Genomic DNA, 13,957 nt, shown 5'->3' with positions numbered 1-13,957 from the left:
TTCCGATAGTCGCCAAAAAATTATCTCCATTGTGTTAAATGATGAAGTAGCTATTTAACCACCATACTTTGTGAACGTAGCGTCAACCTTTACCCACACTAGATAATAGCTCCCCAAGGAGCGATATCAACAAGCCACTTGTACATACTAAAACCTTACCAAACACCGAAATGTTACCGTTTTCAGCTTTAAGAAAGGCACAACTCTTTGGTTAATACCAATCCATCCTAACAATTGATCGCTCAGCGAGATTTAAAATCACCTAATCAAGGCGCTCGAATGAAGCAATAGTTATTCTATTGTAAGTTCGAGCAACGCAGCGTAGGTGCTTTTAAACCTCGCCCAAAGGGAGAACACCAGCGACTAATTGATAAGATGAATTGGTATAAATTCAACGAAAGAATCTTGCCGCAAATTGTGATTTAAATCTTTTACTTTGACTGCAGTGTACGACTGATAAAATCTTTCACACCGTTAGACGTTCTGGTTACAGGCTTTATAGTGCCGTCATTATTAAAGTATAAATATTCAGCTGAACTATGGCGTTGCAGTGAGTTGCAGCTTGATTCAGGTGTTTTAAGCCAGCGATGGTAAAATAGAATCCATTGACCTTTATATTCAACTATTGAGTGATGGTTATTGGCATTGTGCTCCTGCTCCATAAACACACCTTTATACTGCCACGGACCTTTAGGCGACTTCGCCATGTAATAGCTCAACGTACGATTATTTTCTGGCATAGTGTAATAATAATAATTACCTCGTTTAAATACCCAAGGACCTTCCATTTTAGGCTCGTATCCTCCCATATCCATTTTTTGCAACTCAACTTTAACACTTCGTAAGTCATCAGATAATTCAACTACGTGATAATCATGTTCTTGGGCATGTACATATAAATACACTTTACCGTCATCATCAATAAATAACGAAGGGTCATTAGAATAGGGGTCTTTCCACAACGGTGCCCCAATCATATCTTTAAAGGGTCCTATGGGAGAATCACTTTCAGCAATACCAATACCCATCCACTTAGTACTTTTTTCAGGGTTGACTCGGTCTTTGTGGCCCGTACCAGCAGGAAACACAAAGTAGTATTTTCCATTTTTGTAAGCCGCATCGGGAGCCCATGCATAATTGTCAGCCCAAGTCACGTCATCGAGCGATAGTACTGGACCATGGGCGGTCCAATCTTCTAAGTTTTCTGACGAAAACACATGCCAATCTTTCATCCAAAAATCGGCTTGGCACTCTTCATCTCGGGAGGTATATAAATACATTTTCCCATCATTCCATACGTGGCCCGATGGATCCGCCGTTTTTATATCACTGCCAAAGTTAAGAGGATTGTTAGCAAAACTTAAATGACTGATTAAAAAGCTACTCATTACAGCCAAACCAAATAAAACTTTACCCATTATTTTCTCCCATAAAACATCCTCTAAATTAGCATTCACAGGGTGTCAGATTAAATAACAATATTACTCAGTGGTAATATCATCAATAGTAATTGTTGTAGTAAATTCGTCAGTACATGACGATTCCCCATTGAGCAATTCCTTGTGCACCATCAAAAGTCAATTGAATTGACGCGCTTCCCCCAACCTTCAAGTATTGTATTTATGCGATATTGTTCGACTTGGTCGGGCATTAATTGCGGCCGACTGTCATTAACTTTTGCTCCTGGACCGAAGCTTTTGTATTCGTAAAAACGAGCATCATTTATTGGGTCAAACTGCTTTCGAGTTCCATCCTTTAAAGTTCCTCCCATAGTTGTCCAACCATCATGGCTAATATGTGCATCCATAAAAGTATTAATAAAAACGGATTTGCCAACTGCATTCGGGTTGGCATAACGCCCATCTGAAAAGGTCGTAGTCGGGTGCCAAGGTCTACCGAGCGGAACCGAATCTTCGGCAACACCATTTTCTCTAAGCAATCGGCAAGCGACAAAAGTGAAACCATATTCGTTATAAAGCAGTGTGCTTGGGGCGGTAATAAAGCCACTGTGCTCAACTTTTTTAGTACGCGCTCTGGATATAATATCCACACCATCAAACAATGCGTTGCCATTGCCAAAAATGAAATCCACGTGGCCATGAATTTCCCCTCCTTTAAAATAACTTCTCCCTCCATTGACATACAATGTGTCCTGATAACCCAACAACTGACTATTGCTTATAATCGTTCGGTCTGCTCGCTTACCAATTTTTAAGGCCACCGCCTGCTCACCACGTACTTTATTTGGAGCGTTTATTGCTAACCTTTCATTTGCTGGGTAGTCGAAACTATTTTCAACTCTTAAATTAACTAGACTGATATCTTTGCCGTTAATTTCTAGAGTGGCCGTTCTGAATGTTCCCCAGGTTTCCTCACTGTGGGCATGCACCTTTTGCCCCGCATACCTGCCATACACAATGCGAGGTTTAATTTTACCTTGTCCCAGTAAAGTTACATTATCTCGATTAATAACCACGCGCTCGTTATATTCACCAGGAAGTATCACTATGCTCCACGTTTCACCATTGGCCGGCGCTGAATCTATTGCTTCTTGAATTTTTTGAAAAACAGGCAGTTGCGTATCAACATCCTCAATACTGACAATGGCATTCTTCCCTATAAAAGCTGGAGGCTGAGTAAATTGGCAAGCGCTGAACGCAATACACAGCAAACAATACCAAACTCCATTCACGTTCAAATTCATAACCTTTCACTAGTACTAGTTTCTTTAAAAAAATTGATTTGCCATTTCAACCAGTTGAGTCAAATAGGAATCGAATAAGCAAAATTCATGGACAATATGCCAAACTGATATCGAATGAGCCAATGCCTTATGTTTGACCTTAGGAATAGAACCACCCAAATGCCACCGGTAGCATTGTGTAAAAAAAAGACGTTACTGTCAACGTTCAATTAAATAAGGAACGCCATCATCAATATGGGTTGAACTTTAAAGACTTCGTGTAGATTCACGGATCATAAGGCGCGGTTTGACTAAGTAATTTTCCTCTGTCAACTCTGCCCCTTCAATTCTGGCAATAATTTTTTTAGCAGCTAGTATGGCCATATCAGATACTGGTCGCTGAATTGTTGTGAGTGAAGGAATAACTCGAGCGGCCAATAAGTTGTCATCAAAACCCGCAATTGATAATTGTTCTGGCACACTAATACCCATTTCATGCGCCACCTTCAGCACCCCGGCTGCCATTTCATCGTTATTAGCAAAAATAACTTGTGGTCGAGGTTTAATCTGTAATAACTGTCGTGCGCATTCAATACCACTCTCGTAACTGTTTTCACCTTCTATAATTCGTTCGTCAGGAATATCGACTCCTAATAAATCCAATGTTTGACAAAAACCTTCTAAACGCTCAGTAGATGAATAAAAATGTTTTGGACCACTTATCACTGCAAAATTACTATGTCCTAATGAAACTAAATAGCGAGCTAAATCACACAATGCAGCACGATCATCTGATACCACCATATTAGCGTAATCATCTAAATCTACTGATGCCATTCTTACGTATTTAATTTTCTGTTCTCTAAGTGAATTAGCCAATTCTTTAGACTCAGAAACAGGCGGAAGTATAATCACTCCATCAATGTTCGAACGTTTAACAAAATGACTGCAATCTTCTATAAAATCGCTATTTTTGTACGTACAAGGGTGAACAACAAGCTCATATCCTTTAGCTGAACAAATTTTTAAAACACCTCGTTGAACTTGATCAATATACATTGCATCTGGGTTGTCATAGATCAAACCCAATAAATATGAACGATTTGCAGCCAGCCCTCTAGCTTGTTTATCTGGAGAAAATTGCAATTCAGCGATGACGCTATTTATTTTTTCCCTTGTAGTTTGGCTGACATTTGTTGCGCCATTGATGACCCGCGATACTGTGCGCTTTGACACCCCAGAAAGTCTAGCAACATCATTTATAGTGGAACGTTTTTGCATACAAAAATTCACTTTTATTATTAACTAGCTATTAGCTGTTTCTACACCTTGGTGTTGTTTTAATACAGCCCATTTGTAAGAGTTTATATCCCCCGTCTCTCAGCGCCTAATTTAATTGAAAAACAATGTAAAAACTATTTACAATTAGCATGATTAATAACTCCTAGTTTCGTTGTTATCCTGAACAAGGTCTTTCTTAAAACTCCTTTATTCATGCCTCAAGACTTTATTTTCTTTAGACAAGCGTTTTAACGCTTCAGCTGATTATCAACCTGCACTTTTCTTTTGATTTTATGCTCATGAAGGTCTTTACAGCGGCTATTCTTCTTTTTTAGGAATCGCTTCAGAAACGCCGATACAACCTTTCTTTGAATAAAATTTGGTACCGCGTACAACTACGTTTGTGTGTCATCAACACATCGTAATATTTAACTGTTAATTGTCGCTGATTAAATTACTCGGTGTCATCGAACCAGATTTAAGAGACAAACACTTTTTCTAATACGTTGACTTATCTGTATCATGGTAGGGATTCGCAGGACTTACTAAGTCGAATAAATTTGCCATTGTTGATGCGTTTATACTTTTTGAAGACACTAATGCCGTTTCATTGTCTAAAGATAAAACTTCCACCAAAGAGTTAGGAATAGATTGAATCATCATCATTGATACCCTGCTATCGTTGCTATTAGTCATTACTCGATTGATTGTAAACTTGTCGCCTAGTTTCAAGCCATGTTTGCTCCCCAAATTGATGACAAGCCCATCGCCAGTTTTATGTATTATTTGCCCATATGATTTTGCACAACCTACTACTTCGTCAATATCAACTACCGCATAACTGATAGTATTGAGAACCGCTCTTCCAAAGTCCGATTGCCAAAAAATACTGCTGTTCATATCAACTTCACTATTGATACCAAAGCTCCAATCCGCTTCTGTATGATAGGAATTTTCGTAAACGATATCTTTATGATAAATATCTAGTACGTATAGCCGAATCGTAAAATTTCTTCTTGTCGTTACTTCTTCACCAAAGGTTTCTTTTTTAACGCGGTTAAAGGTACTGATGTCGCGTACTACACCGAACACTGCATACTGATACCCTGTGTCGCGACTTAGAAAATTGGCTTTACGTACAATTTCGTCTCTTTCTACGCCATTGAGTATGTTTGTATTGGTAAACGATTTATTTAACAGAAGTAGATTAGGGTTATTGGAATATGACTCTAACTGTTGTTTAAACCTCTTAGTAGCATGATTTGGAAAGTCATATAAGGCGCCAATGGAAGCTTGCTTAGGTTTGACTAGTTGAAAATGGGTTATTAGCACCTTTTTCAAATATTTAGAATTATTGCAGCTCTCTTCATATCGTATATCTGCCCTAACTCTGACAGAGAGTATGTCGTTGTCTACTGATTCACTTAACACTTCCCCCCTCCTAAGCATTCCTTGTGACTGGAAAACAACTTTGCTGTTAACCAGTAAACCATTAAGCATGATATCTTCGGAAGAGACCATTACGCCTGCTTTAAAAGAGGCATCTGCAAATGCGTTTTTAATTGTCATCTGTCTAATATCTTCAAAGGGTGCATCAGATATTTTCATGTGAGCCTCCCCATGGATCCAGTTTTCAGCGTAAGCGAATTCAGAATATAGAAGCAGCACAAGGTTTAAGACCAATGTGAAGTTTTGCATCGTCATCTTTACCGGAAAACAGATAGTATTTTAGCAATCAAAGACTCTTCTTGATTATCTTGGGGAGCACCACTGCCACTGTATTCAATCAGAGGGTTGCCTATTTTAGTCGAACTGATGGTGTTATCTGGATCAATATCTTCTACTCTCAGTTCACCGTTTACACGGATATATTCAGAGCCAATATTTAACTTTATCCACTTTTCACCTGAAACGACAAGATTTCCGTTCGCTAATATTTCATTTACGAATACGTTTAAGCTTCCATTTAATGAATTAGACTGCTTACTATCTGAAGAGCTACTGAACGAGCTAGATTGGTTGTGGTTAATGCTCAAATCATTCCCATCAACACGAATAAACCCCGCGGTAACACGTGGGTCTAAGCTTAGTTGTGTATCATTGTCTTTACTTAGACTCTGTTGTTTATTGGCGCTGATTTTTTCTTCGAGCAATACTTGAACCATATCGCCGATGTTATATTGACGTTTATGTGAAAAAATCCCTACGTACTTGTTTTGATTAAATAGCGAGCCTGTAGGTACTGTGATTGCTTGAGGTGACGAAACTCTCACTGGCCGGTAACGTGGATCACCTTGTTTAACTTGTGTGTCCTCTTTTGGTGTTTCAAGAGGCGTTGATTGAGAATCTGGACTTGTAGGCAAATCTAGGACGACTTCTTTTTCTGGGCTACTTGGGAGTGTTTGGCATGAAGCCAATATAAGAGTCAGTATGAAAACAGCCAATAATTGACTATATCCTTGCTCTCTAAGAAAACAGAAATTCATAGTGGTTATCTCCAAAAACGATAAATTAAAGGCTAAAACTAATTCACTCTGGTGATTTATTAGCCTTGAGGTTTAATTGACTGATTGAGTAATGATTATTTGGACGTTTATTGCCCCAAGAAGTCATTGAATGTTTCTTTGCCAAACTCAAAAAAGTTTTCAAATAGCGTATTGCCTGTTATTTCATGGGTAACAGCGTCTGTAATCGCAAATACTGCCCCTGCCGGCCCCCCAATTAATAAACCGTTAGTGACTGAAGAGAATAAATCTATTTGTTTTTCGACTTTGTCTTTAGTCTCAATAGTATTTTTGTATATGTCCGTTAGAATTGGTTCGTGGTTCATCACACCACGAACATCTTCAATAACCTTTCCATTTATACCTAAATTGACACCACTCGCCGATTCTAAAAAGCTTGATGCAGCAGCCCCTAGCAACGAGAAATTCGAACTATCTACTTGCAGACTCGAACTTCCAGTATCGCTAGATGTTTTGTTGCTTAATAGTGATGCTTTTAGTGAATCAGCTAGAACTTGTTGTAATGATGAAATGTCACTGAGGTCAATTTTTAGCTGTTGTGTATCATTTGAATCAGGTTGAAATACGCTCCTAGATACTTCTTCAACCATATCTAAGGCTTCGTCCGGAAAGACACTAAGTTTGAGGGGGATTTTGTCTTTCAAAGCTTCTGCTTTTTCTGTTTTTGTCGCTTTGTCTGCATTTAAATTTGCAGATTCCTCTGCAAAAGGATTCAAGTCACTTAATAAGTCTCTGAAATAGCTTAAGCTGTCGGTGAAAACATTTTCATCGTTGTTGGATTTTTCGAGTTTTGCTTGTTGGTTAATATCATTAGCAAAGCTAGACTCTATACCTTTCATCATCACTAGTCCTTCCCATTGTCGCTCAAATTTTGAATGATACTAACGAGCATATTCCCTAAAAGATGTATTTAATTTTGCATAGACCTATAAGCGAACGCCTTACATCATGTGTCTACTCCCCCAAAGACAAAGGGATAGTCCTGTGCACTGAAATTTTCAATTGACTGAATACTTTATTGCACCCCAAGGCCTCTTTTTATACACTTCCCAGTGAGAGGTAAAAGACATTCTTAGCTATTTAAAGTAGTGATATATATCATCTATTTAAAATGAGTTTAGGCAGTGTTTTTTTGTGGTTGAGAGGTAAATCGTTGTTTGATTTTAATGCCGCTATGGAAGCAAAAACTCTAAAATCAAATGAGTAGTTTTTAAGTTACGTGATACGGAAAACACGTAGTGCAAATAATAGGTTGTACTTTTCAATGACCCTCGAACAGTTGAAAGTTTTTGCTGCTGTAGTTAAGTATGGCTCGATAAGAGCCGCCAGTACGCAAATTTATAAATCCGCCCCATCTATTAGTTCCGCTATTAAGGCTTTGGAATCTCATCTCGATTTAAAATTATTTTCGAGAGACGGTTATCGACTTATTCTCACTGAAGACGGGCATGATTTTCATGTAAAGGCACTGCAAACCCTTCGTTCTGCTACAGAGCTTTACTCTTCATCTAAACAAAAAGGTAAGAAAAAGAATCAACAAATCACTATGTCAATCGACGCTTTTTTTCCGCAATGTTACGTTATTAATTTAATTGAAAGTATCCGTGAGGATTATCCGGATATGCAATTGAGAATGACAACCGAATATCATGGCGAGGCCTTCAAAAATATAATTTCAGATTCTGCAGACTTAGCAATTACGCCTCTTAGAGGTAAAATAGAGGAAAATGTCGAACTCAAATACATTTCTTCGGTTCGAATTATTCCCGTCGCTGCCCCCAATTCCAAAATTGCTCAATTATTATCTCCAGTCAGTTCACTTGATGTCTTAGATCACACGCAAATTGTTATTGGTGAGCCCAGTAAAAATATTAGTGAATTGGCCTTGTCTAAAGTAAAAGGAGCTAAAACCTTTTATGTAACTGAGATGAGCACTAAACGAGCAATGATTATGTCAGGTCTAGGTTGGGGGGAACTACCAGAACACTTAGTGGAGCAGGAAATCAAAAATGGGAGCCTCGTTAAACTCAATTTTGATTCGCAACTTAAGAATTTTTCAGAGCATTATTTAGTGAGAAAAATGGATTTGGAGCATGGCCCTTTGGCGAACAATATTTGGACGTCCTTAGACTGTGCTGGAACTGCAAAGTTACCTAACTCAAATGAGCCAAACGACGATTTAACTACTTAGGGCGTAACTCGACTAATCTGTGTGACTCATAGAGATTGTTTCAACCTGACGGTCTCTATTCATGTCTCAATTAGCGTCCTGAATAGGATCATTATTATTTTAATGCTGTGTCACGCTCTTTCCTGCCATTCAGAATTTGAATTTATTGATGGGTAGAACCAGCCACACCCTTGCATTAAATTGGTCTGCAACTAAAATATAGCGTCACGAAAAGAGCCCAAATATCGTTTAAATAGTGGCTCGAACACCTTAGAACATTTGAAATCTAAAACTCTCGTTTTTTGATTTCATAGGTTACCAAAGCATAGTACTAAGACAAGATAAGGAACACTACATTGATACAAGTCATTTATCACTGGACAGTTGCCCCCGATAAATTCCTTCAATTCCAAAAAGTGTGGAAATCCACCACTAATTACATTCATCAGAATGTAGAAGGGGCTTTGGGAAGTAGAATGATTAGATCAATCGAAAACCCTAGCGAAGTTAGGACAATAGCAAAATGGCGCTCCATCCACGATTGGTCGGCATTTTGGGAAGGTGAAAATCCCAAAGAGATGTCAGAAATGCGCCTTATTGGTCATCGCTCTTCTGTGGAAGTTTTTGAAGAAGTTGAAGACCAAACATACAGCTGAAAATTATGTTTTCTGATTGATAACCTAAGTTTGCCCTTGCAACGCTCACAATCAAGTCTTAGCTACTACAATTGAGTATCTGACATCTCTGCAAAGGGCTCTGTGAAAAGGATCGAGCGGTTTAGCGCAACAGTACTTTTATTACTCCGCCTTTGTATAACCCCAAAAAAAGTATCGCCTCGTCTCCCTCATACATTATATCCATAGTTCTTACACCACCAAACAACTCTTGATTTGGATGGGTAAATTGTTGCCATGAATTCCCATTATCTTGACTAATTTCTAGAATCAAAGGCTGAGGTTCATTAAAAACCTTGTTCCAACCCGCAGTATAAAAATGGTCGTTAAATCGTTTATCTTTGACGAAATCAAAGAAAAATCGGGAGTTATCATCAAGGAGTAGAGGTGTCCAAGTTTCCCCTAAATCACTAGAGGCAATTAAACCACCTTCACCAGAAACAAACAGAGTATTGTCATCATTCTCGTCAAACTGAATTTCCTCAATAGTGCTTGGCATAGGGAGCAGTTCTGTCAGATCAATAAAGCTTTCAGAGACGCTGGTTAAATCAACTCGTTTTAAAAGCGGGTTTTCAATGGCACCTTGGCCGCCGTAAAACGCAATGTTTTGAGTAGGTGAATAAGAAACTGAGCGCATTCCGGAGCCAAAACTATTCCACCCTCCAGCAACCACTTCCCAAATGAGTCCGCGGTCGTTTGATTTAGCTAATACTTCTACACCAGTAGCAAAAAGAGTCTGAGTAGTTTCATCCCAGTCCATTCGATTTACTTGTTCAGAATCACTACTATTTTCAGCTCCAAAATTCGTTCTCAAGTGATCCCATGTGTTACCACCATCAAAGCTTTCACTGAGAAAGTTGGTCCCTTTCAGCTGAACAGAGACCATAAGATGCAAGGTATCTAACTCAATAACATCCAAAACATGCCAATCTTCGGGAGTCATTAATTCCCAACTTATTCCCTGATCAATTGATTTGTACGCACCTTTATCAGTCGCTACAACAACACCTTCAGAAGTAACCAGTACTCTGTTGCTAATTAGTCCATCTAAACTGATTTCACCGAATTCTACAGTGATTTCAGCGACCAACGGTTCCTCAGAATCACTGCCGCATGCCCCTAATAGCAAACACACTAATAACAATCGCATGTGTTTCAAAAAGCCCAACTTTGGTTTTACATTTGGGCTTTGGGTAGGTCGTTTTTCTATCATCAATATTTTTCCATTCTTACAATAATTGGTTATAAATTAATTTAATTAACGCTTTCAATTTGTGGACATCGCACAATCCTTTGTGTGCTTGAAAAGACTCGACCTCCTAATTGTTAGGAGGTTTAATCGAGTCAATATCATTGGCTCTAGATTGGTAGCTATTAGAATAAAAATTTTCACTGGATAATCATCTCTGTTGGATGGCCAGCACGATTTTCATCGACAATTAGTTTGTCGCCGCAAACTAATTGTTAATGCCTCAGTTTCCTGTGTTATTCTGCCCAAATTTAATACTTAATTTTCTGCCATTCGTTCTGAATTTATTACCGAATGTACATTTTCCATAACATCTATTAGTGGTGAGCTACTCCTCTTTCTCTGGGGCCTTATCGGTGTAGGTAAGCTCGAGGATCCAAGCAGATATTGTTTCTAGAAATCCTGAAACAAAGCGTTTTTCCAAGGTTCCATATTCATCTCTTTTTCCAGATTTAGCTGTTTGAAAGTAGTGATTTGCGTCATCAAAGGTGACGAATTGATAGGGAGTACCTGAGGCAAGAAACGCATTTTCCATCCGGTCTTTGTGTTGCTCTATTGTTACTTGGAGGTCTTTGCCACCAAACAAACTCAAAACAGGAATGTTTAAACGTGAATAATCCAAGGAAGTGTCATGATAGAGGTAAGAAGTAAGAGAAGGTAAAGCGTAAACAATCTCAAATTCTTTAGTTTTGTTCGTTGCCATCTCTTCAATCTTTTTAGCCTGCAAACCTTCATTGGCAGGTTGACGCGACATAACCGCAACTGTACTCAGTTCAAATTCCTTAAGCGCCTGTTCTTTATTTCGGTTATTTCTAATCGCACTCATTAACTTGTTATGAGCGGAGACTTCAGCTTCAATAAAATGCCTGCTGATTGGCGATAAGTTGTACTCCTGTCTAATTTGATAAAGGACAATATCAATAAGTGGAGCCGAGGGAGCGCCCATTAAGACTAAACTTTTAATATCACTATTATTTATCGCTACTTTGGTACTCGAAATCCCGCCCTGACTGTGTCCGAACAAAATAAAATCTTTAAATGAGTAGATTTCCGAAGCTTTAAAAAACTTGATCATACCTTTTAGATCTCTAGCATGATCATCAAGTGTAGCGGTTTGAAAAACACCTGAACTTTCCCCCACACCACGGTCATCATAGCGAAACGAAGCGATTCCTTGTAACGCGAGATGCTCAGCGATGACCTTAAAAATCTTGAACCCATCAAGGGTTTCATCCCTGTCCTGCGGGCCACTTCCTGAACTTAATATAACCAAAGAATCCACTTCGTTTTTATTCGGAAGTGTTAATGTGCCCCCTATTTGCACATCATTTACTGCGATTAGTAGCTCTACGTCTTTAAAACTAGAAATATTAGACTCGGAACTGGCCTCAGTAACTAAGGTGAACAACAAAAAAAGTGTTATTGAACATATTTTAATCATTTAATTTTCCTGTCTGGTCTTTAGACCAGTTTTATTGGTAAAAATAACGTCCCACAATTCCTGGCCCTAAAACAATCAAATAAGATAGTTCAGGTGCCCCATAAAGTGCGGGTCTAGTGCAGTAACGTTTTCGTTTCAGAGCCTTTAACCTTGGAAATCCCATAGTTTTCCGAAAAATTATTTTTCTTGGCTATCAGTTGAAAAGTTAACAAAACACTCAGTTTCGTAATGAGCTAAACAATGCCTATACTTTGTTATCCCTTTTTGAAAGGAAACGCGATTGGTCTTATCGGTGCAGCGTCTGCGCCTCTTAGTTTTAGTGAGCCTCCAACAAAAGCGAACTCATAAGTAGCATCGCGGGATAACGTCTCTAAGTTCGCAAGCTCAATGATAGGAATGCCCTTTTGCGCCAACAGATAGGTATGGACTGGTACGTAATTTCCTTCAACTTCTGAAGGAAATGCCTCAAAGCTCAGATTGTCAGCTCCAACGATCATCGCCCCAGCGTTTGCTAAAAAGGCAGCCGCTTCCATTCCCAATCCAGGACTGTTGGCCATATATTGTTTTGCAGTCTCAAAATCTCTCATTCTGCCTGTACGGATCATCACGACATCACCTTCTTGAAGTTCAAGATTTGAAAACTTCAGTGCTAACTTTAAGTCTGCTGCTGTTATACGATAATTGTCAGGCAGTACATCTAGTTGTTTAGCCTTAGGAATATCTAGAAGCACACCTCTAGCCACAATTGGAGGAATGGTCTCAGCACCGTTTTTTTTCCAGCCTTTATCTCCTAGGTATTCGTCTGCAGAAAAGTGATTATAAATTTCACCGTTTATACCAAAATGGTTCAATGCATCGATATGGGTGCCACTGTGGGTATACATTGAAATAGCGCTGCCGGTATAGCTCACGTGAGAATTGACATCGTGTCCCATGCCTAACACGTTATCCACTACCGAACCTTTGGGTGTATGTGTCATCCAAAATTGATACTGCGGATCGCCAGCGGCTTGCCAACTCGGCATACCTACAAAGTAATCTACGGAGAGATCATAGGCTTTTGAAAAGTTGGCCTGTGCCATCACAACCGCTCTCGATTCGGGTGAAATTAGATTGAGTCTACCCAGTTCATCATCCTTCCCCCACGGACTTGTTCCGACTGTTTGTTTTTCAAAAATGTCGGCTTTTGGACTCAAACTCATAAGCAAAATAACAACTAAAATCAATAAACGGACTATTTGTATAATATTCATTATTCTTACTCCGAAAATGTCGTTGTTGAAATAGTTGTAAATAGTCGTTCTAGCTGCTCTAAGGTCATCACTTGCGAGATAACCTGCCTACCATCAATTACGATTGTAGGGATAGTTTTAATACCAAACTTCATAGCTCTGGCGTTATCTTGTTTAACAAGTCGAACAATGTATTCATCAACAACTCGTTGTTGCAGCGCATTCGCATCAAAGCCCATCTCTTGTGCTATAGCCAACAAAACATTGATATCACCAATATTACGACTTTCTCTCAAATGCGCGTTTTGTATCGCATCAAACAGATCCCAGTGTGCCTCTTGCCCCCACAGTATTTCTGCAGATTTAACGATTAAGGCTGCTTGATAACCACTGGGATAGTCAAACTTAGCGGCTTTCATACCTTCAATATTGATGGTAGACGGATCATCAGCGCTGATTTTGCATGCTTCCCAGTGAGATAAAATCTCATGCTTGGCATTTTCCATTGAGCTAAACCGCTCAATCATCTCTTCAGTGGATCGCTGCAATACAAAACTTCTATGCGCAACTTCTACATTGAACTTTGTAATTATCTTGCGTAATCGCGGCGACATTATGTAACACCAGCCACAAACCGCATCATGGTAGAACTCAACTTTTATCATGTGGTAACCCTCCAAGTGAATAACGTTGAAAATTTTA

The 13,957-nt window shown here is 39.0% G+C and carries 12 protein-coding genes; 2 read left to right on the top strand and 10 right to left on the bottom strand.

Going from position 1 to position 13,957, the window contains the following annotated elements:
* Positions 1-431: 431 nt before the first annotated feature.
* The 6 genes from ABJK37_RS03895 to ABJK37_RS03870 form a co-directional block, all read right to left on the bottom strand.
* Positions 432-1,418 (bottom strand): family 43 glycosylhydrolase, encoded by a 987-nt coding sequence (locus ABJK37_RS03895; protein WP_348350321.1) that lies wholly within the window; start codon positions 1,416-1,418, stop codon positions 432-434.
* Positions 1,419-1,570: 152 nt separating this feature from the next.
* Complete coding sequence (locus ABJK37_RS03890) at positions 1,571-2,704, bottom strand: pectinesterase family protein (RefSeq protein WP_348350319.1); 1,134 nt, start codon at positions 2,702-2,704, stop codon at positions 1,571-1,573.
* Between the two features lie 246 nt (positions 2,705-2,950).
* The gene (locus ABJK37_RS03885; RefSeq protein WP_348350317.1) at positions 2,951-3,964 is read right to left on the bottom strand and encodes a LacI family DNA-binding transcriptional regulator; all 1,014 of its coding nucleotides are present in this window, start codon (positions 3,962-3,964) and stop codon (positions 2,951-2,953) included.
* 498 nt (positions 3,965-4,462) lie between these two features.
* Positions 4,463-5,572: a flagella assembly protein FlgT middle domain-containing protein gene (locus tag ABJK37_RS03880; protein WP_348350315.1), complete on the bottom strand. Its 1,110-nt coding sequence runs from the start codon at positions 5,570-5,572 to the stop codon at positions 4,463-4,465.
* A gap of 98 nt (positions 5,573-5,670) precedes the next feature.
* Positions 5,671-6,450 (bottom strand): flagellar basal body L-ring protein FlgH, encoded by a 780-nt coding sequence (locus ABJK37_RS03875; RefSeq protein WP_348350313.1) that lies wholly within the window; start codon positions 6,448-6,450, stop codon positions 5,671-5,673.
* 107 nt (positions 6,451-6,557) lie between these two features.
* The gene (locus tag ABJK37_RS03870) at positions 6,558-7,331 is read right to left on the bottom strand and encodes a hypothetical protein (RefSeq protein WP_348350311.1); all 774 of its coding nucleotides are present in this window, start codon (positions 7,329-7,331) and stop codon (positions 6,558-6,560) included.
* 422 nt (positions 7,332-7,753) lie between these two features.
* On the opposite strand from ABJK37_RS03870, the gene ABJK37_RS03865 reads away from it, so the two are divergent.
* Positions 7,754-8,680: a LysR family transcriptional regulator gene (locus ABJK37_RS03865; protein ID WP_348350309.1), complete on the top strand. Its 927-nt coding sequence runs from the start codon at positions 7,754-7,756 to the stop codon at positions 8,678-8,680.
* Positions 8,681-9,015: 335 nt separating this feature from the next.
* Positions 9,016-9,315: an antibiotic biosynthesis monooxygenase gene (locus ABJK37_RS03860; RefSeq protein WP_348350307.1), complete on the top strand. Its 300-nt coding sequence runs from the start codon at positions 9,016-9,018 to the stop codon at positions 9,313-9,315.
* 121 nt (positions 9,316-9,436) lie between these two features.
* Here the strand turns inward: ABJK37_RS03860 and ABJK37_RS03855 are convergent, their stop codons facing one another.
* The 4 genes from ABJK37_RS03855 to ABJK37_RS03840 all read right to left on the bottom strand — a co-directional run bounded on the left by ABJK37_RS03855 (position 9,437) and on the right by ABJK37_RS03840 (position 13,920).
* Positions 9,437-10,546: a hypothetical protein gene (locus tag ABJK37_RS03855; protein ID WP_348350305.1), complete on the bottom strand. Its 1,110-nt coding sequence runs from the start codon at positions 10,544-10,546 to the stop codon at positions 9,437-9,439.
* A gap of 364 nt (positions 10,547-10,910) precedes the next feature.
* Entirely contained in the window at positions 10,911-12,023 is a 1,113-nt protein-coding gene (locus ABJK37_RS03850; RefSeq protein ID WP_348350303.1) for an alpha/beta fold hydrolase, read from the bottom strand.
* 254 nt (positions 12,024-12,277) lie between these two features.
* Positions 12,278-13,276: a cyclase family protein gene (locus tag ABJK37_RS03845; RefSeq protein WP_348350301.1), complete on the bottom strand. Its 999-nt coding sequence runs from the start codon at positions 13,274-13,276 to the stop codon at positions 12,278-12,280.
* Between the two features lie 5 nt (positions 13,277-13,281).
* A complete protein-coding gene (locus tag ABJK37_RS03840; protein ID WP_348350299.1) occupies positions 13,282-13,920 on the bottom strand; it encodes a DsbA family protein in 639 nt (212 codons plus the stop codon).
* Positions 13,921-13,957: the final 37 nt, after the last annotated feature.

Origin of the sequence: Paraglaciecola sp. (assembly GCF_039964565.1) — a bacterium.
Lineage (GTDB): Bacteria > Pseudomonadota > Gammaproteobacteria > Enterobacterales > Alteromonadaceae > Paraglaciecola.
Note: the sequence above shows the minus strand (reverse complement) of the source record. Positions and strands in the feature narration are given on the sequence as shown.

What these genes read in the sequence shown, in the direction of transcription:
- ABJK37_RS03895 (WP_348350321.1), bottom strand. Translation starts at nt 1,418, where the DNA reads ATGGGTAAAGTTTTATTTGGTTTGGCTGTAATGAGTAGCTTTTTAATC.
- ABJK37_RS03890 (WP_348350319.1), bottom strand. Translation starts at nt 2,704, where the DNA reads ATGAATTTGAACGTGAATGGAGTTTGGTATTGTTTGCTGTGTATTGCG.
- ABJK37_RS03885 (WP_348350317.1), bottom strand. Translation starts at nt 3,964, where the DNA reads ATGCAAAAACGTTCCACTATAAATGATGTTGCTAGACTTTCTGGGGTG.
- ABJK37_RS03880 (WP_348350315.1), bottom strand. Translation starts at nt 5,572, where the DNA reads ATGAAAATATCTGATGCACCCTTTGAAGATATTAGACAGATGACAATT.
- ABJK37_RS03875 (WP_348350313.1), bottom strand. Translation starts at nt 6,450, where the DNA reads ATGAATTTCTGTTTTCTTAGAGAGCAAGGATATAGTCAATTATTGGCT.
- ABJK37_RS03870 (WP_348350311.1), bottom strand. Translation starts at nt 7,331, where the DNA reads ATGATGAAAGGTATAGAGTCTAGCTTTGCTAATGATATTAACCAACAA.
- ABJK37_RS03865 (WP_348350309.1), top strand. Translation starts at nt 7,754, where the DNA reads ATGACCCTCGAACAGTTGAAAGTTTTTGCTGCTGTAGTTAAGTATGGC.
- ABJK37_RS03855 (WP_348350305.1), bottom strand. Translation starts at nt 10,546, where the DNA reads ATGATAGAAAAACGACCTACCCAAAGCCCAAATGTAAAACCAAAGTTG.
- ABJK37_RS03850 (WP_348350303.1), bottom strand. Translation starts at nt 12,023, where the DNA reads ATGATTAAAATATGTTCAATAACACTTTTTTTGTTGTTCACCTTAGTT.
- ABJK37_RS03845 (WP_348350301.1), bottom strand. Translation starts at nt 13,276, where the DNA reads ATGAATATTATACAAATAGTCCGTTTATTGATTTTAGTTGTTATTTTG.
- ABJK37_RS03840 (WP_348350299.1), bottom strand. Translation starts at nt 13,920, where the DNA reads ATGATAAAAGTTGAGTTCTACCATGATGCGGTTTGTGGCTGGTGTTAC.